This is a genomic window from Novosphingobium sp. ERN07, assembly GCF_012641335.1.
Taxonomy (GTDB): domain Bacteria; phylum Pseudomonadota; class Alphaproteobacteria; order Sphingomonadales; family Sphingomonadaceae; genus Novosphingobium.
The window spans coordinates 1-21,986 of the sequence record NZ_JABAID010000010.1 but is presented as its reverse complement, the minus strand read 5'-3'; the positions used below and the strand labels follow the sequence as shown (position 1 = coordinate 21,986).

Here is a 21,986-nt window from a genome sequence, read left to right as displayed (position 1 = left end):
CCGCCCCCTTGTTCCTGCATCAAACCACTCAAATCAGAAAGGCTTGACCGTTCCGAGGAAGCAGATGCCCGAAATCGTGATCCAGTAAACATAGGCCATCAGGCGGCCATAGAGGAATTCACGTTCCAGCGCGGCTTCTTCTACCGGGTTCGGACCTTCGGCCAGACGGCGGAAACGCACCGTCCACAGGCGCATGATCCAGCGCAGGCCAAGGCCGATGCACAGCGTGAAGCCATAGAGCGTCAGCTTGGTGGCATACCAGCGCGATCCTTCGCCTGCTTCAAGCGGCCCGTGGCCCAGCAGCGAAGAAATGCCGACCACGAAGATCGTCGGGATCAATACCCAGCGGATCTTCTCGTCGATCTTGGTCAGCATCACGCCACGGTCGGTTTCGCGGAAGATGAAGGCCGACCAGCACAGCGCCAGCCAACCCGCCACGAAGATCCACATCGCCGTCAGGTATCCGCCGCCATAGGGCTGCAATCCGTAGATATTGCCCATGTGCAGCCCCAGCGGCAGCAGCGTAATGATGCCGGTACGCGCCAGAATGTCGATGCGATAGGCGGTTTCCATATGCCGCCTGCGCTCGTCCATCGAGAGCTTGCGATTGATGACGTTAAAGCTTGTCTGGAAGACACCCCATTCACCGCCCAGCCAATAGACCATTGCGATGATGTGGACCCAGCGCAGTACCAGCACTTCTTCGATCAACGACTTTCCCCTTTAATGCGGAAGCCGCCACTAAGCCACTGCGTGTCAGCCTTTCGAAAGCCGCTCCACCCAGTCGGTGACCGGCGGATCGGGATTCTCCATGGCCTCGACTTCCTGCTGGAAGCCGCGCATGACGCGGGCAATGTATGCCCTCATGGCGATGCCTCGTTCCTCGCCGGCGTCCATATCCGGCCTGAAGTTTTCGATGGCATCCCGGCTGATGGAGCCTTGCGATTCCAGCAACCGTTCAACAGTATCAAGGCGTTCCCGCGTCGCGGCCAGTTCGGCCGTCAGCGACAACGCCAGCGAATAGAGCCGGTCGACCGCCATCTCATCAAAGAAGGCTGGCCGTCCGCCCTTGGCGCGAGCGCCCGAACGCGCGATCCAGTCGATTTCCTGCGTCATGCCGAAATCTCCTTTTCTGCTTCGCTGGTTACCGTGGGCTTCCAGGCCCCGTAGGCGTTCCAGATGGCAGCGCGTCCGTAATCCTCCTCTTCCCCATCGGGCGATGCCGGGAACAGGGTTTTGTCGGGAACTGCTCGCACACCGGTTACAAATTGGTGGTCCATCGGGAATCCGGCTGCTTCCATCACGCCTTTCAGGTCCACGCCGTGCATGGCCGACCAGAACGGTTCGTTGTTGTTGTAGGCGTCCCAATCGCGGATGAACTGTTCATAGAGCTGCATGTCCGGGCCATATTGCGGCTGTTCGACATGCAGCAGCAGGCCGCCGGGTTTCAGCACGCGGCGGCATTCGGCTAGAATCTTCGGCATCGATTCAGCTGAAAGTTCGTGCAGGAACATCGTGGTCTGCACCCAGTCGAAATGATCGTCGGGAAAGCGCGAAAGATCCTCGCCGCTGGCCTGCACGAAGCGGATGTTGGTCACCCCAAGCCCTGCCGCACGCGCCGCACCATAGCGCAGCGATGCCGCCGCCGTGTCGATTGCGGTCACTTCCGCGTCGGGAAACCCTTGCGCAAAAGGCACGGCATTGTGGCCCACCGTGCAACCCACATCGAGAATGCGTTTGGGCTGCCAGTCAGGCCGATTGGCCTTGACCCAGCCGACAACGGCCTGCCCGCCGCCATCGTTGAGGCTGCCCAGCGCGCCGCCGGTCGTGGCGAAAAGGCCAACGTCATAGTTCGCGCCGACCGTCACGTCGCCATCGCGCTCACCGCCGTGGTATCCGCCGGGCTGGCAGTGGATATCGACGCAGGCCGCATAGATCGGCTGTTCCACGCTGGCGTCCAGTTCTAGCAGGCCCGAAGCGTCGTTGAAGGCCTTTGCCTTCGCGTCGAGTTCATCCAACTGACGCAGCACGATCTGACGGCCGTTCTGCTGGCGCATTTCCATCGAATTGCGCTTCAGCGCCGACCACATGCGGTGGAACGGATCCTGATTCATCGCCACGCGGATTTCTTCGCGGTTTTCCGGCTCGCGCCCGTGGATCACCTTGAACGCGGGCAGCACCCGCGTTTCATAGGCGATCCGGTTGCCGCGCCCGATCCCGGCGGAAAGATAGCGGTTGAACAGCGTGAGGAAGTTGAACCGCGCCGCTTCGTCGTGGCTGGCCTGCGGCATCATCGGATGTCGCTGCAATACGGTGTAGGGTGGCGGTAGCCTGTCTTTCATAAGCCCTCCTCGGTTGCATGGGGTTTCTGATCACCAGACGAGAAGCGCGATGGCCGCACTCCCCCGGCGATTCGGAACCTGACACGGTGCAACCGGTCGTGACTTGATTTGTATCAATGTTAGAACAAAAGAGTGGTTCGGAGTGTCATTTCCGAAGTGCACCTAGATGCACCTACGCGCACCTAACTGCCGTCAGTGATCACCGTGCCGCCATCAATCACAAGGTTATGGCCAGTTACGAACGCCCCTGCGGCAGAGCCGAGAAACGCCACCGCGCCCGCCACTTCGGCAGGGGTGCCGGGCCGTCGCAACGGCGTCATCGCCATGCGCCGCGTCATGAAGTTGGCATCGTCCAACAGCGGTTTGGAAAGTTCGGTGGCGATGAAGCCGGGCGACACGGCATTCACCCGCACGCCCTGCGGTCCCCACTCCACCGCAAGGTTGCGGGCGAGTTGCGCGACGCCCGCCTTGGCCAGCGCATAGGCATTGATCCGCCCATTCCCGCGCAAGGCCGAAAGGCTGGCCACCAGCACCGCCGCCCCGCCCCCGCGCGCCGCGATGTGTGGCAAGGCAAGGTTGCATAGCACCACCTGGCTGCGCAGGTTGATCGCCATCACGCGGGCGTAATCGTCCATGTCGATATCGGCAAAGGGTCCGGGCTTTCCGGTGATCCCCGCGTTGCACACCAGCAGGTCCAGCCCGCCGAGTTCGGCACAGGCGAAATCGACCAGCCTTGCCAGCGCGCAGTCATCGGTCACGTCGCACGGGCATCCCGGCATTGCCAGTTCGGCAGCGACCCGCGCGGTATCGCCTGCGTCCTCGCTGGAAATGACCACGCGCGCGCCTTGCGCGATGAGCGTTTCGGCAATGGCGCGCCCGATGCCGCGCGTCGATCCGGTAACGATGGCCGCTTTGCCGGACAGGTCGAACATGCCGCTCATTTGCGTGCTCATTTATGTTCTGGCCGGTCTTCCGCCAGCGGTTGCCCGTTGTGGAGATAGGCCGGCGCTTCGATAAGGATGAAGGCGATGCGGCACACTTCATCGGCGGTATTTCGCCACAAGTGGTTGGTGCCGCGCTGCACGATCACGCCGCCTTCGCGCACGGTGGTTTTCACGCCGTCTTCCAGTTCCAGCTCGATTTCGCCTTTGAGGACGATGCCGTAATCGATGGAATTGGTGCGGTGCATCGGGCTTTCCTGATGCGGCAGCATATCACAGATGCGGATCACCGACCCGCCATTAAGCGTGAGGCCTGCATCGCGTTCGCGGCCGTCAGTCTCGTCGTTGTTGTCCGCCGGGACCGTGGCCGTGGTCCACATGGTGAGCATGGCTGCATCACCGCTGGGGATCAGGCGCGTGGGGCTGAGGTCTTCGGATTTGAAGCGCGCGCGGCCATTTTCATCGTGCCCGGTCACAACGCGCTGGACGAGGGGAAGCCCGGATTCGGAAACGCTGCTGGTCATGCCTTCACCACTTTCTGTTCGATTGCACCAAAGGGCGCGCGGCCAGCGGCGTCCACCGCTTCCATCCGCACCGTATCGCCAAAGGCCATGAAATCAGTCCGCGCCGCGCCTTCATCGATCACTTCGATCCCGCGCCGTTCGGCAATGCACGATGATCCCACATCGCGGAAATTGGCGTTTGAAACAGTGCCCGAACCGATCACCGTGCCCGCCACCAGATCGCGCGTGCGCGCGGCGTGGGCGACGAGTTCGTGGAAGCCGTAGCCCATCGGTTCGCCATTGGCCGCGCCAAAGCGCTGGCCGTTCCAATCGACATTGAGGTTCAGGCACACCCGGCCATCGCGCCAGTCTGCGCCCAGTTCATCGGGGGTGACGGCAAAGGGTGCCATCCCACAGGGCGGCTTTGCCTGAACCCAGCCGAAGCCGGTCTTCATTTCCGGCCCGGCGAGCGTGCGCAGCGACCAGTCGTTGATCTGCACGACAAGACGGATGTGCGCCATCGCATCCGCCGCCGACGTGCCCATCGGCACGGCATCGACGATCACGCCGAATTCGCCTTCGAAATCGATGCCCAGCGTTTCATCGTTGAAGCGCACATCATCGCGCGGGCCATAGAACTTGTCTGACGTGCCCTGATACATCAGCGGCTTGTCAGTCTTGGGCTTGGTAATGCCCAGCACCGCGTCCATCAGATCGCCGTGGCTCTGGAAGGCGGAGCCATCAAGCCACTGCCACGCGCGCGGCAAGGGGGCCATGATCTGCGCAGGATCGAGTGCATCAGGAAACGTATCGATGGCGGCAAGCTGCCCCGCCACTTCGATCCAATCCTCCAAAGCCTGCTGCATCGTGCCAACTGGCGCCGCCGCACAAGCCGCGCCATCGGGCGATACCACCACCAGCCGCCCGTCCTTTGTGCCATCGCGCAAGGTTGCCAGACGCATCTGTGTTCTTCTCCCGATATTACTCCACCCTGCCAGTAGGCACCCCGCATCTGCCGGACAAAGGCATTCGGTCGATAGCGTCGCATCGATACTATGCGATGGTCGGTGCGCGGAGGGTGCTGCAATGGCGAGGCTATTGCAATCAAGCGTGCGGGGAGACTCATGGCCATTTGGCTCAAGCGCGGCGCAGCCGCAGACGTTAAGGCAGAAACCGACCGCAAGGTCCGCGATATCGTGGAAGCGGCGCTGGCCGATATCGAAAAGCGCGGCGATGCCGCCCTGCGCGATATGAGCATCAAGTTCGATGGCTGGGACCGCGAGGATTACCGCCTTTCGCAGGCCGAAATCGACGCTGCGGTTGAAAGCCTGACGCCGCAAGAGCGCAAGGACATCGAATTCGCGCAGGCGCAGGTGAAGAACTTCGCGCAGATCCAGCGCGCTTCGATGGTGGACGTGGAAGTTGAAACCATGCCCGGCGTGGTGCTGGGTCACAAGAATCTGCCGATCCAGAACGCGGGCTGCTATGTTCCCGGCGGCAAGTATCCGCTGCTGGCATCGGCGCATATGAGCGTCATCACCGCCAAGGTCGCAGGCGTTCCGCGCGTGATCACCTGTGCCCCGCCGTTTCAGGGCAAGCCCGCGCGCGCCATCGTGGCGGCGCAGGCGCTGGCCGGGGCCGATGCGATCTATGCGCTGGGCGGCATTCAGGCGATTGGCGCGATGGCCATCGGCACGCAGAGCATCGATCCGGTGGATATCCTTGTCGGCCCCGGCAATGCCTTTGTGGCCGAAGCCAAGCGCCAGTTGTTTGGCCGCGTGGGCATCGATCTGTTCGCCGGCCCCACCGAAACGCTGATCATTGCCGACGAAGTGGGCTGCGACCCCGAAATGGCCGCGACCGACATTCTGGGGCAAGTGGAACACGGGCCAGACAGCCCCGGCGTGCTGCTGACCAACAGCGAAAAGTTCGCGCGCGAAACGATGGCCGAGATCGAGCGCCTGCTGCAAATCCTGCCCACCGCCGATCATGCCCGCAAGGCGTGGGAGACGTTTGGCGAAGTGATCGTGGCCGAAAGCTACGAGGAAATGGTGCGCATCGCAGACGATATCGCCAGCGAACACGTGCAGGTGATGACCGCCAATCCCGATTACTTCCTGACCAACATGACCAACTACGGTGCGCTGTTCCTGGGGAACCGCACCAACGTTTCCTATGGCGACAAGGTGATCGGCACCAATCATACGCTGCCGACGAAAAAGGCTGCGCGCTATACCGGCGGTCTGTGGGTAGGCAAGTTCCTGAAGACCTGCACCTACCAGAAGGTGTTGACCGACGAGGCATCGACGCTGGTGGGCGAATATTGCAGCCGCCTCTGCGCGCTGGAAGGCTTTGCCGGGCATGGCGAACAGGCCAATATCCGCGTGCGCCGCTTTGGCGGGCGCAACGTGCCCTATGCGGGGCAGGTAGAGCCGAGCGAGCTGACGCGGGCGTGATCCTTCGACAGGCTCAGGATGAACGGCATGGTTGACCTGCCCCAAACCCCATCGTTCCGGCTCGACGGGAAGCGCGCCGTGGTGACCGGCGCGGGGCGCGGCATCGGCCTTGCCGCTGCTGCCGCGCTGGCGCAGGCAGGCGCTGCGGTGACGCTGGTGGCACGCTCTGCCGGTGAGATCGAAGATGCGGCAGCGGCCATCGGCAATGGGGCGCAGGCGGCAACGCTTGACGTTTCAGATACCCAAGCTGTCGCCGCGTTCTTTGCCGAACGCGAACCGTTTCACGTCCTTGTCAACAACGCCGGGACCAATCGGCCCAAGCCGATGTGGGAAGTAAGCGAAGCGGATTATGACGCGGTGCTGGGCCTGAATGTGAAGGCTGCGTTCTTTGTGGCGCAGGCCTGTGCGAAGGCGATGATCGAGACAGGCACGCAAGGTTCGCTGATCCACATGGGATCGCAGATGGGCCACGTGGGCGGGCCAGACCGCAGCCTTTACTGTGCGAGCAAGTGGGCACTGGAAGGCATGAACAAGGCCTTTGCACTGGACCTTGCAGCCCACGGCATCCGGTCTAACACTGTCGCCCCCACATTTATCGAAACGCCGCTGACGCAGCCGATGTTTGCCGATGCCGCCTTCAAGGCCAGCGTGCTTTCCAAGATCAAGCTGGGCCGCATTGGCAAAGTGGAAGACCTGATGGGCGCGGTGCTGTTTCTGGCCACCGATGCCTCTGCCCTGATGACCGGAACCAGCCTTGTCGTGGATGGCGGCTGGACCGCAGAATAGGAAATCCCAAGATGTTCGAACCCTTTCCCGGAAACTACGTCTGGAACCTTGGCATGAATCTGGCGCTGATTGCCGGGGGCAATCATGGCGAACTGGACGAAGTGTGCCGCCCGGTGCGCGAAGCCGCCAAGGCCGGGGCCGATGCCGGATCGGCGCAACTGTTCGATAGCTGGATCGCGGTGGCAGATCAGGTGGCGCGCAACGCCGCGCGGGATGAGGCCGAGGGCTTTGCCCTGTCTGCCGGGGCCAAGTACCTGCGCGCTTCGGGCTATTACCTTGGTGCCGAACGGTTGCAGAGCCGCGATTATGCGCCCCGCTGGGCGGCTTATGACAAGGGCCTTGAACTCTACCACAAGGGTAGCGCGCTCAGCGGGCTGCACGTGGACAAGGTTGAGATTCCCTATGAGGGATCGAGCTATCCGGCGATCTTCGTCCACGATGGCAGCGGCACCCCGCGCCCGACGCTGGTTTCGGTCAACGGGCTGGACTCCATGAAGGAACAGGTCAATCTGGCAGGCCACGGCGCGGTCAATCTGGCGCGCGGCATGAACACGTTGTTCCTTGATCAGCCGGGCACGGGTGAGGCAATCCGCAAGCGCAATCTGCCTGCGGTTTATGACGCGGAACGCTGGGGCAGCCCGGCCTTCGATTACCTGCTGACGCGGGCCGACGTGATCCACAGCCAGATCGGCATCTTCGGCCTTTCGTTCGGCGGGTATCACGCCCCCCGCATTGCCGCCAACGATCCACGCTATGCGCTGTGCGCGGTGATGGGCGCGAACCATGTGTGGGGCCAGCGCCAGCGGGAGCGCGTGGCGAACGAGGGCGAAAACCCCGTACCGCATTACTGGGACCATGTGATGTGGGTGTTCGGCATCGACAATCAGGCCGATTTCCTGACCTATGCCGATCAGATCACGCTGGACGGTCAGGTGGAGAAGATCCGCGTACCCTTCCTGATCACGCATGGCGAAGGTGACCGGCAAATCCCCGCTTTCAATGCACAGATGTCCTACGATCAGGCCGTGAACAGCCCCAAGCGCACGTTGCGCATTTTTACCAAGGCCGATTTCGAAGTGGAGCATTGCGGCGCGGACAACGGCACCGGGATGCGCGATTACATCGCAGACTGGTGCGCGCAGACCTTTGCCGAGATGGCCTGATGACCGATTTCACCTTTCACCACGGCGGCGTTTCGGTGCCATCGCTCGACGCGGCGATAGAATGGTATGGCCGCGTGCTGGGCTTCGAAGTGGAAAAGCGCTTCTACATCGAAGCCGCACGCAGCCACACCGCGATGGTGCGCAAAGGCCCGCTGCGGTTCGAGATTTTCGAGGTGGAAGGGGCCGCCCCCCTTCCCGAAGACCGCCGTTCGGTGCCGCGTGATCTGAAAACCCACGGCAACAAGCATGTCGCCTTTCGCGTGGAAGACCTCGACGCATTTCTGGCCGAGATGGAGCAGAAGGGCGCAGACGTGGCCTTTGTGGTGCGCGAGGCATTCGGCAAGGGCTGCTTCATTCGCGACTGCGCGGGCAACCTGATCGAATTTGTGGAAGAACCGGGCGCCTGACCATTGCCCCGACGCAGGGCTGCGGGCAATCATCCCGGCAATGCCTCTTTCAGATAGCCCGCCACCCCTTTCTGCCAAGCAACTGGCCGCGCAGGCGCGGTGCGCGGCGATGGTTGCCCATGCGCGAGCGCAGATCATGGCGGTGGGCGTTGATCGCTTCAGCGTGAACGAGGTGCTGCGGCGGGCGGGCGGATCAAAGGCCACGTTGGCCAAGTATTTCGGGGATCGCAACGGATTGATCGCCGCCGCCATCCGCGAAGAAGCACTGGGTGCGATGGCGGCGTTGAACCTCGATAGCGACGAAAGCCGGGCCGAACCGCTGGACGGGGCGCTGGCACGGGCCTTGGCCGGGGTCTTGCGGTTCTATCTCTCTGCCGGATCGCTGGCGCTCTATCGTGCGGTGATCAGCGCCGCGCCATCGGGGGCTGGCGGGGCAGAGGCTTTCTATGCCCACGGCCATCGCGTGATCGTGGACGCCATCGCGGGCCTGTTGGCCGCGCGCCAGCCCTTGCAGGTGCGCGCTGAATTGGATTGCGCAGACGCGGCAGACCAGCTTCTCCACGCGATCCGCGCCGGGCTTTATGAACGGGCGTTGCTGGGGATGGCCGAGGCGGCCGGAGATGACGCCATCGACGCCCGTATCGCTGCCACGTTGGCGCTGGTTTTGCCGGGGATCGCACCGCCACCAAACGCTTGATCCCGGCCCCTCTCATGAATATGTACCAATGGTACACATAATTGAGAGGACGCGCTGTGACTTTCCTTCGCAACGCCTGGTACATGGCCGGATGGGCTGACGAGATCGGGGACGCAGGCCTTGCGCGCCGCATCGCGGGCCAGCCGCTGTTCCTCTATCGCCGCGCTGATGGCGCAATCGCCGCGCTGCTGGATCGCTGCCCGCACCGCTTTGCGCCGCTGTCAAAGGGCACGCGCGATGGCGATATGGTAGTCTGCGGCTATCACGGCCTCGGCTTCGGGCCGGATGGCAAGTGCGTGCGCAATCCCTTCGCAGAAAAGATTCCGGCGGGGTCGGACATTCCTGTCTTTCCGGTGGAAGAGCGCGACGACATCGTCTGGGCATGGCTGGGCGAAGGCAGCGCCGCTGATCCGGCCCTGATCCCAGACTTCGGCTTCGTGCCCGATGCCCCGCACAGCCGCACCGTGCGCGGATACACGCTGATGCAGGCGAACTACGAATATGGCACCGATAACCTGCTGGACCTTTCGCACATCGAATTCGTCCACAAGGGCACCTTCGCCGGGCAAGGCGTGATCTTCGGCGGCGAACACAGCGTGCAAGTGGACGGCGATACGCTCCATTCCAACTGGTGGATGCCCGATATCGCACCGCCATCCGTGGCGCAGGGCGTTTTCCCGCCCGAAGCGAAGGTTGATCACTGGCTCGACATGCGCTGGAACGCACCTGCATCGATGCGGCTGCATGTGGGCGTGGCTCCGCACGGCGCGGGCCGCGAAGCCGGGTTCGAAGTGCCGCAGGCGCACATCCTGACCCCGGCGGACGAGCACACCACGCACTACTTCTGGTCCTCCACCCGCTATCACGATCTGGACAGCGCGGAGGCCGACGCGATGCTGCTGGCGCTGTTCGGAGAAGCTTTCGATCTGGAAGACAAGCCGATGATCGAAGCCGCCTATGCCAACGTGCGCGGGAAAGACTTCTGGAAGGAAAAGCCTCTGTCGCTGGGCATCGACCAGGGCGGCACCCGCGCGCGGCGGATGCTTGAGCAGATGATCGCCAAGGAGCAGAGGGCGGGCTGACCCCGCCACCCCGCCCGGTGTGATCATCAGATCGCGTGTTCGTCGTCCGCCGTCAGGTTCGCCAGATCGCCTTCGATGGGCTGTTTTCCGGGCTTTGCGCGGCGGAACGGATCGAAGCTCTTGCGGTCATGGTCGAAGGCCATGTCCCACGGAATGTCATCGCCCCGGAAGATCGCGGGCGCATTGTGTGACCACAGCAGCGAGCCGAACTTGAAGTCCCACGCGCGCGGCACCCAGTTGTCGTCGAGATAATCGGTGTCCGCGTGATATTCCGCCTCGCCCGCATGGCCGGGGATTTCGCAATAGTAATATATGGCGCTGGAAATGCGGTGGCGGGAAATGCCGCCGCTCGTGTTCATCGTGGTGTTCTTCCAGCCCTTGTTGTCCATGATGTTGGCGCCCAGCATCACTTCATCGATATCGTCCATGCCGAACGCAATGTGCATGAACTTGAAGTGGTCGGGCGCAATCGGCAGATCGCAGTTCACCCAGAAGATCGAGTGATGCTCAAACGTGCCGCCCGCCCGCGCAAAGATGCCGGTGCCCTTTGAATGGTCGACATAGCGAAAGCCCATGTGCCGTTCATAGAATTCAAAGCTGCCCACATAATCCGGGCTGAAGAACACGACATGGTTGATTGTCTTGGGAATGGCCTTTTTGCGCCAGATACGGTGCTGGTTGAAGCGCGGCCAGTTGGACGGGGTGTTGACCGGACTGGATTCCGAAACGACCTGCCGCTTGTCCCACACGCGCAAGGCGATGGGCTGTCCGTCCGGGCAGACGCAATGCACGGTGCCATCGGCATCGCGCGTGAGCGCAACTTCGCTGGCAAGGCTGGCGGCGATCTTTTCCAGATTTTCCGCCGTATCGACGCCCCAGACGGTTTCCTTCACCCCGTCGCCCGCGAAAGGATCAGGCGACGGAAGCCGCGCATCGCCATGCCGCAACACGATAACGCGGCTGCCAGAGGGAAGCCGGAACACGCTTTCGCTATCGCTGCTGCTTTCAAGCGACAGGCCGAAATCGGTCCAGAAGCGGGTATGTTCGGCAATGTCGGCAACGCCGAACAGGACGCTTTCGACGCCAAGGACGGCGGTGGTATTGGCAAGGGGCATGGGATCTCCCGAAAGTCTTTCAGGAGCCTTCCATGCCCAAGCCTGCGAAGATGGGGAAACCGATGTTTCCGCATCCTCGCTATCGACAGGCTGGATGGATCGTGCATCGATCGGCTATTCCGCCGCTTCCGCCTGCGGGGCCGGATCTGCCGGGTGATAGTGAAGCTGGTCGGGGCGGGCATAAGTCACGTCCCAGTTCGGTTCCGCCTTCATGAAATCGGGCAGGTTGGTCATGTAGATCGCGGTGCCGAACGCGCCGTCCCAGATGCGCGGGCGCCAGCCATCGTCCACGCAATCGCAATCCGCGCCATATTCGGCCTCGCCGCCCGCCGGGCAGGGGATGTAGAAGAACGCGGCCGATGTCAGCCGGTGGCGGCCAAAACCCCAGTTCCAGTCGCCATAAGTATAGCCACGCCGGTCAAGGTAGTTCTTGGCCACCATCAGTTCGTCGACATCCTCGACTTCCCAGTTGGCGTGGTGGAATTTCAGCGTGCCATTGAAGCCGGGCATCGGCGCGTGGGCATCGGCCAGAAACACGTTGTGGTGTTCATAGCAGCCATCGGCGCGCATATAGACGCCAAAGCCCTTTTGCATGTCGGTGATGCGGAAGCCCAGAACATCGCGATAGAAATCAACCGCTTCCTGCACATCAGGGAAGGTCCACACGCAATGGTGGATGCGCTTGGGCACCGCGCGGTCGATCCATTTGCGCGGTTGGTTGAGCCGCGCGATGCGGCCCACCGTGTTCTGCGGCGTGGGCGCGCCAAACACCGCGCGCGGTTGCCACACCTGAAGCGCAATGGCCTGCCCGAACGGGGTGATGAAATGGACAATGCCTTCGTCATCGGTGGTCAGTGCCACCAGTGGTTCAAGCCGCGCTTTAAGCCGCGCCAACCCCTGCGCATCATCCACCGCCCACACGCATTCGTGCACACCCTTGGTGGCCTGCGCGGTGTTTTGTGGCAGGCGGGCGTGGCCTTTGAGCAGGAACAACGCCTGCGACCCATCCGCCGCTTCGAACAGCGCGGAATCCGCCTCCGCTTCGATCAGCGTCAGCCCGAAATCGGTGAAGAAGCGGACGCAAGCCGCCACGTCCTCCACCATCCATGTCAGCCGCCTGATGCCAATGATCGCCATGCAATGTCTCCCTTGGGTTGAGAGACAATTGCGGGCGATCGCGATTCAGATTGTTGATCCAGCGCAAATCCGGGCCATGAATTGTTTTGCTGCTCTGGCATTCATGGGATCGATAGATTTCAACTCTTGCGGAACAGCATCGTCAGCAGGAACAGGTACGTCCTGAAATCAATCAGCTTCAACGCCGCGCGCGCCTCTTCCGGCGTCAGCTTTGCCACCATTGGCATCGCGCCGAAGATCTTGCCGCGGATGACCAGCGCGTTGCCATCGCGCTCCAGCTTGCGGATCGCCATCAGTTCCTTGTCCTGCGCGTCGAGGATCTTGGCCACAGGCACCTTATTGGAATTGCGCATCAGAATGCCCTCCCGCAAACCTTGTCGTAATCCAGCCCCAAATCGTCCATCATCTGGATCGCCGTGGCGCGGCCTGCGCCGAACACGCCGCCGCCGGGGTGCATGAACGGCCCGACCAGATAGAGGCCCTCCACCCCCGGCACGCGGAACGATCCCAGATCGGGCGTCGGGCGATGCCCGGCAGACTGGTAGAAGAACGGCGCGCAGCCGTGGATATCACCCTTGATGAAGCTGGCGGGGCTATCGCGCTCATGATCCACGGGCGAACGGATCAGGCGGCCCGTGATGTTGCCATTATCAAGGTTCGCATAGAATTTGCGGTATTGCGCCAGCGCCTTGTCCGCCACTTCCAGCTTTCGGTCTTCCCATGATGCCGGGCCGCCGGGGTGCAGATCATAGGGCGCGAAGTTCACGCCATAGAACACCCCTGCCCCTTCGGGCGCGCGCGACGGATCGAAGATGGTGTTGTCACCCCCTGCGATCAGCCGCTCGCTCACTTGCCCGCGCCGTAGCTTGTCGTATTCCAGCAGCATGTCGCGCACGCTGTAGAAGTCCATCAGCTCGATCATCATCGCGTTGCAATCGTTGCCGACCTTGAGGCGCAGCCGCTCTTTCAGCGTCATGTGCGTGAGGTTGATCGAGAAGGTCGATTGCGTGACGCGCTCTGCCCGTTCCAGCACCGGCTCCGGCGTTTCACCCACGAACTTGCGCAGCACATGCGGGTGGATCGCGCCGATCACGCCGTCACGCGCCATGAATGTCTCCCCGTCGGTCAGTTCCAGCCCCACGGCCTTGCCGCCTTCAACGATCACGCGCGAAACTTCAGCATTGCAGCGCACTTCGCCGCCGAAATGCTCGATCGCGCGGACAAGCGCCTTGGACAATTCGCCCGACCCGCCCTTGGGCATCGAACAGCCATAGGTGTGGACGATCCCCGGCATCACGAAAGCGCCCATGCCGGTGCCCAGTTCATCGGGCATCTGCAGGTTTTCGGTGACCATGCGCACGATATGCAGCTTCAGCATTTCGCTGTCGAAATAGGCGTCCACGATGTCGAGCGCGGTGCGCTGCATCAGGTCGAGCAGGAACCGCCCTTCGTCAGACTGGTCCATCATCGCCACGAACGCGCCCAGCGGGAACGGCGGCGAATACAGCCCGCTGACGAGCATCGGCAGCGCGGTCTGGCTCATCTTCACGAACTTGCGATAGGCTTCGGCGTCCTTGGCGCTGCACACCCGCGCCAGTTCCTCGCACGTGCGGTCCAGATCCTTGTAGCTGCGGATGACGGTGCCATCTTCCCAGATCGAAACGTGGACCAGATCGGGATAGATATATTCCAGCCCGAATTTGGACAGCAGGCCCAGCTCATCATCGCGCAACATCGGGTTGCCCTGGATCATGATGTGCACGTTGGAATGTTCATCATGCCAGAAACCGGGCTGGATCAGTTCGCGCGTGGAGACGCCCCCGCCGAAATGCGGCTTGCGTTCCAGCACCAGCACCTTTTTGCCAGCCTTGGCCATATATGCGGCGGCGGTCAGGCCGTTGTGGCCCGCGCCCATAACCGCGATATCATATTGGCTCATCTCAATGCTCTCCTGCAAAGAACGACCGGAAGCCTGAAATTCCGGGAACGTGGGAAGCGCCGCCACCATCGCAGACCAGCACTTGCCCGGTAATGTTGCGCGCCGCATCGCTGGCCAGGAACGCCACGGCTTCGGCAATGTCTTGCGGATCGCCCAATTGATCGCGCAGGGTTTCATCCTCGACCACCTGCCGCAGCGCAGAGGGGAAGGCTTCGCGCAGCGCGGGCGTCATCGTCATCCCCGGCGCAACCGCGTTGCAGCGCACGCCCTGCTTGCCGTGGCTGGCGGCAATCGCGCGAGTCATCTGGATCACGGCGGCCTTGCTGCTGGAATAGGCGGCTTGGATCAGGTGCCCCTGCAACGCCAGATTGCTGACGGTGTTGACGATATTGCCGTGCGTCTTCACCAGATGGGGCGATGCAGCGCGGCAGGCGATCATCGTGCCGCGCACGTTCACCGCATAGGTCCGGTCCCACAGCGCGGTCGCCATATGCTCCACATCGCCATCGGCCTGCGCGATATCGGGGCCGAGCAGCGCGGCATTGTTGTGCAGCACGTCCAGCCTGCCAAAGTGCGCCACAGTCTGCGCAATCATCGCCTCGACCGAGGATTCCTGTTCCAGATCGAGCGCGATGGCCAGTGCGCCGGACAGTTCGGCGGCCAGCGCCTGCGCGCGCTCCGCCATGATATCGGCAATCACCACCTGCGCGCCGCGCGCCGTGATCAGCCGTGCCGTGGCCGCGCCGATCCCGCCCGCGCCACCGGTAACGATGGCCACTTTGCCATCCATGCGGATTGCATCGCCGGTCATGCCACTCTCCCACCTTGTTCTTGCGTTGCGCCGGGTCATAAGTCAGGCAGGGCAAAGCGGAAGACGGCACTTTTTTGTGCCCATGCAGGGACGTATGCAACAGCGCGAACTGGCCGATCTGGCCGATCTGGCCGCCGAAATGGCGCTTCACGGCAAGGACCGCGATGATCCCGCGCGCGAGGTCATGGGCCTGCTGGGGGATCGCTGGTCCACGCTGATCCTGCTGGTGCTGGGCACGGGTGCGTTCCGCCATGCCGAACTGCGCCGCACATTGGCGCAACTGTCATCGGAACAGGCAATCTCGCAGCGCGTGCTGACGCTGAAACTGCGCACGCTGGAACGCGATGGCTTTGTAGCGCGCGCCGTAACGGCGGACGTGCCGCCCAAGGTCAGCTATGCACTGACGCCGCTGGGCCAAGACCTGCACGCACAGGCGCGCCATCTGATAGACTGGATCAACGCCCGCGCGCCGCAGATACGCGATGCGCGTGAGAGGTTCGACCGGGCAGACGACTGAACTACCGCTGCGGGTGGTTCATCCGGTACTCCACCTCAATCTCGCTACGGCTGAGATCGCCCTTGTCCAGCGGCACCACGTTATCTGCGCCGGGTATGTGCGCCGATGCCGCTGCGGCCAGCTTTTCCACCACCCAGCGCAGCGCGCGATCGTTGGTGTTTGCGATATTCCACTGGATCGATTCACGGATCGGCGGAATGGCAAACGGGATTTCGCGCATCACCAAAGGCTGCGCGCGCACCACCATTTCGGCCATGCGGCGGTGCATCGTGGCGATGCGGTTGGTGCCCACCACCAGACCGGGGAGCGAAAGGAACGACGGGGCGACCACTTCCACCCGGCGCTGCTGCTTTTGCCGCCGCACGAACCAGTCTTCGAACGCGGGCACGCGCGCCTTGCCAAAGCGTGCGGTCACATGGCCAAGGCTGAAATAGAGGTCGCGCGTCATCGGCGCGGCCAGCGCGGGATTGTTGCGGTCCCCCACCACCACGTAATCATCCTCGAACAACAGCTGGCTGGGGTGGTCTGACGATATCGCATAGTCGATGGTCAGCAGCAGATCGATATAGCCGCGCTCTATCGCCTCTATCGGGGTATCGTGCATCGGCTGAATTTCAAACCGCATGTTGGGCGCGGTCTTTTCCAGATCGGCCAGCACGCCGGTCAGCAGCACTTCGGTGGAATAATCGGACGCCATGATGCGCACCACGCGGTCCGCCGTGGCGGGATCAAACGGCGGGGCGACCGAAACCGTGGTGCGGATCTGTTCCAGCACCGCGCGCACCGGCTCGATCAGTTCCTCTGCCCGCGCCGTCAGGATCATGCTGCGGCCTTTGACAACCAGCAGTTCATCGCCAAAGTATTCGCGCAACCGGCCCAGCGCGCTCGACGTGGCTGATTGCGAAAGGCACAGCCGGTCTGCCGCAAGGCTTACGCTGCGTTCTGTGAGCAGCGCATCCAGCGCCACCAGCAGGTTAAGGTCCAATCGCCCGAACCGCATCGCCATGTCTCCCTGCGCCTCTCAGATGGTCGAGAGTGCGCTGGCAACGAGTGTAGCAAGATCGCCGTCATGTGCAAAACCCGCGCGCTCCGCCGCTGGCGTGTGCAAGGGCGGTTGCGCGGCAAAGGCCGCTTCCAGCGCGGCATCGGGCGCATATGTCACAAGAGTTGGCGATACGCCGCAGGCCTGCGCAATCTGCGCCGCCAGATCGCCCATCGTCACGCACAGCGCAGGCAGCGTCACCGCGCGGGTGGGCGGCAGCAGTGCGGTATCCAGGGTCAGCGCATGAACGAAATTGCGCGCGCACTGCCCCACCGATTGCGCCCAGATCGTGCCCGCCACCGATACCGGGCAGGTGAACGCATCGCCCGCTTTCAGCGCGTGGAACAGGTCTGACATGAAGGCCGATTTCATGCCGGACGGTCCCTTTGGCCGCGCCAGAATGCCGGGCAGGCGCACCGTCACGCCATCAATCAGCCCGCGATTGGAGAACATCGCCACCGCGTGTTCCATCATCGCCTTGTGCCCGCCGTAGATCATCTTGGGGGAAAGCGGCGTCGCATCATCGACCAGCGCGGGCAGCGGATCACCGAACACCGCGATGGAACTGGCATAGACCACGCGCAAACCGGGATTGGCCTCCGCCGCTTCCAGCAGCAGGTCATACATCGCGTCCACATTGATCCGTCGCGATGCCGCAGGGTCGGCCTCTGCCGCACCGCCCGGCACCGTGGCCAGATGGATCAGCGCATCGCAGCCCCCGTCAAGCGCCGCCGCGCGCACCGCCGCATCGCCGAGATCGCCCGCGATAGCCCTTGCCCCCGCCGGTATCCCGCCCGCCGCCGTATCGATGCCAACCACCGCATCGCCGCGCGCCAGCAGCAGGCGCACAATCTCACGCCCGACGAAACCACCCGCTCCGGTAATCACTACGCGCACGGCAAAACTCCCCGGATTTCAGTTACAATACGGGCGGCAATCCCGAAAGACGCCGCCCGTATTTCATCTTCAGAAGTTGAAGTCGACCGTCAGGCCCACCACGCGGGTGGTGATGCCTGCTGCCGGCCATGCGCGGATGCCGCCATCCGACGAACCGGCAAAGTCGCTTGCCAGATAGGCGGTCGGTTCGCGTTCCTTGGTCAGATTGCGGGCAAAGATCGAAGCGCTCCACTTGCCATCGGCATCGCGCACGCCGAAGCCTGCGTTGATCAGTTCGTGCGCCGGATAGCGGAACGTATCGCTGCCATACTGGCCTAGCAGAACCGCGCTCTTGTACACCAGATTGGCGTTGATGAACGCTTCCAGATTGCCGCTCACCGGGGTCGAATATTCGGTCGACAGGGTGAACTTGTGCTTGGGCGCATTGATGAACTGCTTGCCCGAAAGCGATACGCCATCGTTGCCGACAAAGCCCGTGGGGAAGCGCACATCGTTGAACTGGTAGCCGGCGTTCACGGTCAGGCCGGGAACCACAGCGCCCATCGCGTTCAGTTCAAAGCCCTTCGACACCACCTTGTCGATGTTCTGCGTGACCGAAATCAGCGCGCCCGAAGCGTTGAACACGCTCGATTGCGTCTGGAAGTTCGCCACCTTGTTCCAGAAGGCGTTGCCCGAAAGCTGCACGCGGCCTACCTGAACCTTCGCACCCAGTTCGATGGCATCAGCCTTTTCAGGCTTCAGCACCACGACCGGATCGGTGGCGATGGTCGGCACCACCACGGCGGGCGGCTTGTATCCGCGCGCATAGGACACAAAGATCGTCGAATCCGGCGTAGGCTTGAAGCTCAGGCCCACGCGGCCCGAAACGTCGTTGTCCTTGATCTGGACCGTGCGGGTTGCCGTCAGCGTATCCACGCCCACCCCGGTGGTGTTGCGATAGTTGGAATAGCGCAGACCGCCAAACAGATCGACCTGATCCGACACCGGCACCGTCACGTCGGTGAACAGCGCGAAGATGCGGTTGCTGGTGTCTTCATAGCTGAACGACACGGGCACCGCGCAGAAGAAACCAAGATTATGGCACACCGAAAAGCCGGTGCGATTACCCAGTGTGGGGTTGCCAAACGTGGCACCGTTGATCGGCGTCGTTTCCAGATCGAACTTCGAATAGAGCGCGCCAACCAGCACGTCCAGACCATCGTTCTGGTAATCGAGGCGCAGTTCCTGGCTGAACTGCTTGGATTCGCTTTCGATATTCTCGTTGCGCGCAGCCACCGTCAGGCGGCGCGAGAAGTTCACGGTATCCGTTTCACGATCCAGCATACGATATGCGGTGACCGAGGTGAGCGACAGATTGTCGTTCAGTTCGAAATCGACCACGCCCGAAAAGCCCTGCGCGCTGTTGCGCATCGTGGCCTGCGTGTCTTCGCAGTAATATTCGGCGCGTTCGTTGATCACCGGAATGTCGCAACCGGCGGTGGCGGTAAAGGCCCCGGACGAAGCGGCACTGTTGGGCCGTCCGTTGGGCGCGATGGCGATGGCGAAGAAGTTCCAGCCGTTGACCTTCTGTTCGGTCATTTCTGCCGAGAGGTTGATCGTCACCGTTTCGGAAGGCTTCAGCAGCAGCTTGCCGCGCAGCCCGTATTCCTTGGTGCGGTTGTCCAGATCGAGGAAGGTGTTGCGCTGCAAACCCGCTTCCCGCTTGAACTGGCCCGCGATGCGCAGCGCCGCCTTTTCGCCGAGCGGCACGTTCACGCCGCCGCGCACGGTCAACTCGCTCACTTCCGAACCGGCAGTGCCCTTGTCGGCCACGTTCACGCCGCCCGAAATGCCGAAAGCATCGGTCGAAGGAGCAACGGTGGTAATGTTGATCACGCCCGCCGATGCGCCCTGACCGAACAGCGTGCCCTGCGGCCCGCGCAGCACTTCGACTTGCGCCAGATCGAACAGCAGCGGGAAAGTGAGGTTGCCCTGCGGCACCTGATCGACCACGAAGGCGACCGAAGGCGAAACGCTGGCATTGAACACGCCCGTGCCAAGGCCGCGCAGACGTGCGCCGCCGTTCACTTCGCCGCCAGAGGTCTGGCTGATTTCCAGCGATGCGGTGGTGCGCTGCAGATCGGTGATCGAATAGACCTGATCGCGCTGAAGCTGCGCCTGCGTTGCCACGGTAACGGGCAGCGGCACGTCGATCAGGTTTTCTTCGCGCTTGCGGGCGGTCACGATGATCGCGGCATCGCCGCCTTCACTGGCCTGCTCTTCAGCGGCAGCATCAGCCGCAAAGGCCTGGGCGGAAAGGCCAAGCGTGGCCACGGCCACGGCACTGGCGGACGCCACGAATCCAAGGGTTTTGCCGAACTTCATTCTCATTCCTCCCCAAAAACATTCGCCTGCAACTGCCGGTCGAAAAACTGGTCTGCTCATGCGCTTCGTGCCTCACGATGCTGCATGAACCTGATCGATCCTGCGCGACTGCTGCGCCGACGCTGGACCAGAGCGTGCAAATTGCGCGGCCCAACAAAAAAGAAAACGCGGATTCTCTCTATGTCTCCATAGCGTTGACCTATGGAACCAGCCCGCCAGGCGCCCCTCGCTCGTCGGGTCCATCTCCATTAGTCCGCACGGGCCGCGAACTCCCGCCGTTTGTATGGATGGATTCCTATCCATCGTTCGGATTTGTGCGCAGCGTTCCAATCGCTAGGTCTTGGCCCATGACTGGGGAGAGCATCAGCAGCATCGCAACGGCGCTTGTCGTGGGCGGAGGGATTGGCGGCATGGCAGCGGCGACCAGCCTTGCCACGCGCGGGGTCAAGGTCGATCTGATCGATCTGGACCCGGAATGGCGCGTCTATGGCGCGGGGATCACCATCACCGGTCCCACCTTGCGCGCCTATCGCAGGCTGGGCCTGCTCGATGCGATCAAGGCGCAAGGCGCGATCACCAGCAAGACGCGCCTGTTCCGCTATGATGGCACGCACATGCTCGATCTGGATGAACCCGTGATCGAAGAAGGCCTGCCCGCCACCGGCGGCATCATGCGCCCGGTGCTGCACCACATCATGCAGGACAAGGTGCGCGAACTGGGCATCCCAGTGCGTCTGGGGCTGACCGTCACCGCGCTGGAAAACGAAGAGGACGGCGTAAAGGTCCGCTTTTCCGACGATACCACGGGCCGCTACGATCTGGTCGTGGGGGCAGACAGCGTATATTCGCGGGTGCGCGATATCGCCTTCCCGCACATGGGACCGGCGCAACCCACCGGCCAGGGCTGCTGGCGCATTTCCATCGCCAAGCCGCCCGGCCTTGATATGGGCGAATTTTTCCTCGGCCACGCCAACCCCTGCGGCATCACCGCCTGCGCGCCCGACAAGGTGTACATGTGGATGCTGACCCCGCATGAAGAACGCGAAAGCTTCATGACGGACGAGCAACTCTTCGTCACGCTGAAGGGCTTGCTCGGGGATTTCGGCGGCAACGCAGGCTGGATTCGCGACAATATGACCCGCGAAGACTGGATCAACTACCGCCCGCTCGCCGCCGTGCTGCAACCGAAAGACTGGTTCAACGGACGCATCGTGCTGCTGGGCGATGCCGTCCACGCCACCACCCCACACCTCGCATCGGGCGCGGGCATGGCGGTAGAAAGCGGCGTGGTTCTGGCAGAAGAACTCGCGCGCACCGAAGACGTGGCAGCCGCGCTCAGCGCCTATCAAAACCGCCGCTACGACCGCTGCCGCGACGTGATCGAAACCAGCGTGGCCGTGGGCAAGCTGCAACTCGAACACGGCGACCCCAAAGTCCACGCCCACATGCTCGAAGGCGCGTTGAGCAGGCTAAACCAGCCGTTCTGACTTTCCCTTGGACGGGAGAAGAAAAGGGAGCGCGGCACAATTGCCCGCTCCCTTTTTTGTGGGGGGCGTTGTGAGGGCGCGGGGGGTAGGTGCCGGCGGTGGTGGAGTGTCAGTTATCGCGGTTATTGCGTTGTGAACGGACATTCTGGATGCGGGGCCGTTGCGGTCATTCCACAACGAGTTACTTCTTGCCTTGCACAATCTAGGTGGCGTGGACAAATTGGCGTGAAGCGGGTTCGCGTATCACCGTGATCAACGGTTAAGCGTTTGGTACGCTTCGAACACGTCGACGGGATTAAA

At 62.6% G+C, this 21,986-nt stretch carries 22 protein-coding genes; 8 read left to right on the top strand and 14 right to left on the bottom strand.

What is annotated here, in order from left to right; translation table 11 throughout:
- Window positions 1-33: 33 nt before the first annotated feature.
- From HGI47_RS13865 to HGI47_RS13840, 6 genes are all read right to left on the bottom strand, one after another.
- Complete coding sequence (locus HGI47_RS13865; protein ID WP_206066206.1) at window positions 34-711, bottom strand: hypothetical protein; 678 nt, start codon at window positions 709-711, stop codon at window positions 34-36.
- A gap of 45 nt (window positions 712-756) precedes the next feature.
- Complete coding sequence (locus HGI47_RS13860; RefSeq protein WP_168853362.1) at window positions 757-1,116, bottom strand: hypothetical protein; 360 nt, start codon at window positions 1,114-1,116, stop codon at window positions 757-759.
- Window positions 1,113-2,342 carry a class I SAM-dependent methyltransferase gene (locus HGI47_RS13855; protein WP_168853361.1) on the bottom strand — a complete coding sequence of 410 codons (1,230 nt, stop codon included), beginning with the start codon at window positions 2,340-2,342 and terminating at the stop codon, window positions 1,113-1,115. Before HGI47_RS13855 ends, HGI47_RS13860 begins: the two co-directional genes overlap by 4 nt.
- A 182-nt stretch (window positions 2,343-2,524) precedes the next feature.
- Window positions 2,525-3,295, bottom strand: a complete 771-nt coding sequence (locus HGI47_RS13850) for an SDR family NAD(P)-dependent oxidoreductase (protein ID WP_240950191.1) — start codon at window positions 3,293-3,295, stop codon at window positions 2,525-2,527.
- Window positions 3,292-3,807, bottom strand: a complete 516-nt coding sequence (locus HGI47_RS13845; protein ID WP_168853359.1) for a cupin domain-containing protein — start codon at window positions 3,805-3,807, stop codon at window positions 3,292-3,294. Before HGI47_RS13845 ends, HGI47_RS13850 begins: the two co-directional genes overlap by 4 nt.
- Window positions 3,804-4,748 (bottom strand): fumarylacetoacetate hydrolase family protein, encoded by a 945-nt coding sequence (locus HGI47_RS13840; protein ID WP_168853358.1) that lies wholly within the window; start codon window positions 4,746-4,748, stop codon window positions 3,804-3,806. Before HGI47_RS13840 ends, HGI47_RS13845 begins: the two co-directional genes overlap by 4 nt.
- 162 nt (window positions 4,749-4,910) lie before the next feature.
- On the opposite strand from HGI47_RS13840, the gene hisD reads away from it, so the two are divergent.
- The 6 genes from hisD to HGI47_RS13810 are packed head-to-tail and all read left to right on the top strand — an operon-like array spanning window position 4,911 to window position 10,377.
- A complete protein-coding gene (gene hisD, locus HGI47_RS13835) occupies window positions 4,911-6,242 on the top strand; it encodes a histidinol dehydrogenase (RefSeq protein WP_168853357.1) in 1,332 nt (443 codons plus the stop codon).
- A gap of 27 nt (window positions 6,243-6,269) precedes the next feature.
- On the top strand, window positions 6,270-7,028 hold the full coding sequence (locus tag HGI47_RS13830) for an SDR family NAD(P)-dependent oxidoreductase (RefSeq protein WP_168853356.1): 759 nt from the start codon (window positions 6,270-6,272) through the stop codon (window positions 7,026-7,028).
- Between the two features lie 11 nt (window positions 7,029-7,039).
- Window positions 7,040-8,191 carry an alpha/beta hydrolase gene (locus tag HGI47_RS13825; RefSeq protein WP_168853355.1) on the top strand — a complete coding sequence of 384 codons (1,152 nt, stop codon included), beginning with the start codon at window positions 7,040-7,042 and terminating at the stop codon, window positions 8,189-8,191.
- Entirely contained in the window at window positions 8,191-8,598 is a 408-nt protein-coding gene (locus HGI47_RS13820) for a VOC family protein (RefSeq protein WP_168853354.1), read from the top strand. Before HGI47_RS13825 ends, HGI47_RS13820 begins: the two co-directional genes overlap by 1 nt.
- A 40-nt stretch (window positions 8,599-8,638) precedes the next feature.
- Entirely contained in the window at window positions 8,639-9,295 is a 657-nt protein-coding gene (locus HGI47_RS13815; RefSeq protein ID WP_168853353.1) for a TetR/AcrR family transcriptional regulator C-terminal domain-containing protein, read from the top strand.
- 56 nt (window positions 9,296-9,351) lie between these two features.
- Entirely contained in the window at window positions 9,352-10,377 is a 1,026-nt protein-coding gene (locus HGI47_RS13810; RefSeq protein ID WP_168853352.1) for an aromatic ring-hydroxylating dioxygenase subunit alpha, read from the top strand.
- A gap of 26 nt (window positions 10,378-10,403) precedes the next feature.
- On the opposite strand, the gene HGI47_RS13805 is transcribed toward HGI47_RS13810, so the two are convergent.
- The 5 genes from HGI47_RS13805 to HGI47_RS13785 all read right to left on the bottom strand — a co-directional run bounded on the left by HGI47_RS13805 (window position 10,404) and on the right by HGI47_RS13785 (window position 15,379).
- Window positions 10,404-11,492: a VOC family protein gene (locus HGI47_RS13805; RefSeq protein WP_168853351.1), complete on the bottom strand. Its 1,089-nt coding sequence runs from the start codon at window positions 11,490-11,492 to the stop codon at window positions 10,404-10,406.
- Window positions 11,493-11,606: 114 nt separating this feature from the next.
- Window positions 11,607-12,629, bottom strand: a complete 1,023-nt coding sequence (locus tag HGI47_RS13800) for a VOC family protein (protein ID WP_168853350.1) — start codon at window positions 12,627-12,629, stop codon at window positions 11,607-11,609.
- 119 nt (window positions 12,630-12,748) lie between these two features.
- Window positions 12,749-12,982 (bottom strand): hypothetical protein, encoded by a 234-nt coding sequence (locus tag HGI47_RS13795; protein ID WP_168853349.1) that lies wholly within the window; start codon window positions 12,980-12,982, stop codon window positions 12,749-12,751.
- Complete coding sequence (locus HGI47_RS13790) at window positions 12,982-14,568, bottom strand: NAD(P)/FAD-dependent oxidoreductase (RefSeq protein ID WP_168853348.1); 1,587 nt, start codon at window positions 14,566-14,568, stop codon at window positions 12,982-12,984. The genes HGI47_RS13795 and HGI47_RS13790 overlap by 1 nt, the downstream gene beginning before the upstream one ends.
- A gap of 1 nt (window position 14,569) precedes the next feature.
- Window positions 14,570-15,379, bottom strand: a complete 810-nt coding sequence (locus HGI47_RS13785) for an SDR family NAD(P)-dependent oxidoreductase (RefSeq protein ID WP_168853347.1) — start codon at window positions 15,377-15,379, stop codon at window positions 14,570-14,572.
- A gap of 94 nt (window positions 15,380-15,473) precedes the next feature.
- On the opposite strand from HGI47_RS13785, the gene HGI47_RS13780 reads away from it, so the two are divergent.
- Window positions 15,474-15,896, top strand: a complete 423-nt coding sequence (locus HGI47_RS13780; protein WP_168853346.1) for a helix-turn-helix domain-containing protein — start codon at window positions 15,474-15,476, stop codon at window positions 15,894-15,896.
- Window position 15,897: 1 nt separating this feature from the next.
- Here HGI47_RS13780 and HGI47_RS13775 read toward each other — a convergent pair whose 3' ends face one another.
- From HGI47_RS13775 to HGI47_RS13765, 3 genes are all read right to left on the bottom strand, one after another.
- The gene (locus HGI47_RS13775; protein WP_240950190.1) at window positions 15,898-16,902 is read right to left on the bottom strand and encodes a LysR family transcriptional regulator; all 1,005 of its coding nucleotides are present in this window, start codon (window positions 16,900-16,902) and stop codon (window positions 15,898-15,900) included.
- A gap of 15 nt (window positions 16,903-16,917) precedes the next feature.
- Window positions 16,918-17,835 (bottom strand): NAD-dependent epimerase/dehydratase family protein, encoded by a 918-nt coding sequence (locus HGI47_RS13770; RefSeq protein ID WP_168853345.1) that lies wholly within the window; start codon window positions 17,833-17,835, stop codon window positions 16,918-16,920.
- A gap of 69 nt (window positions 17,836-17,904) precedes the next feature.
- Entirely contained in the window at window positions 17,905-20,199 is a 2,295-nt protein-coding gene (locus tag HGI47_RS13765; RefSeq protein WP_168853344.1) for a TonB-dependent receptor, read from the bottom strand.
- Window positions 20,200-20,546: 347 nt separating this feature from the next.
- Here HGI47_RS13765 and HGI47_RS13760 point away from each other — a divergent pair, with 347 nt between their 5' ends.
- The gene (locus HGI47_RS13760) at window positions 20,547-21,686 is read left to right on the top strand and encodes an FAD-dependent monooxygenase (RefSeq protein WP_240950189.1); all 1,140 of its coding nucleotides are present in this window, start codon (window positions 20,547-20,549) and stop codon (window positions 21,684-21,686) included.
- The last annotated feature ends 300 nt before the right edge of the window (window positions 21,687-21,986 follow it).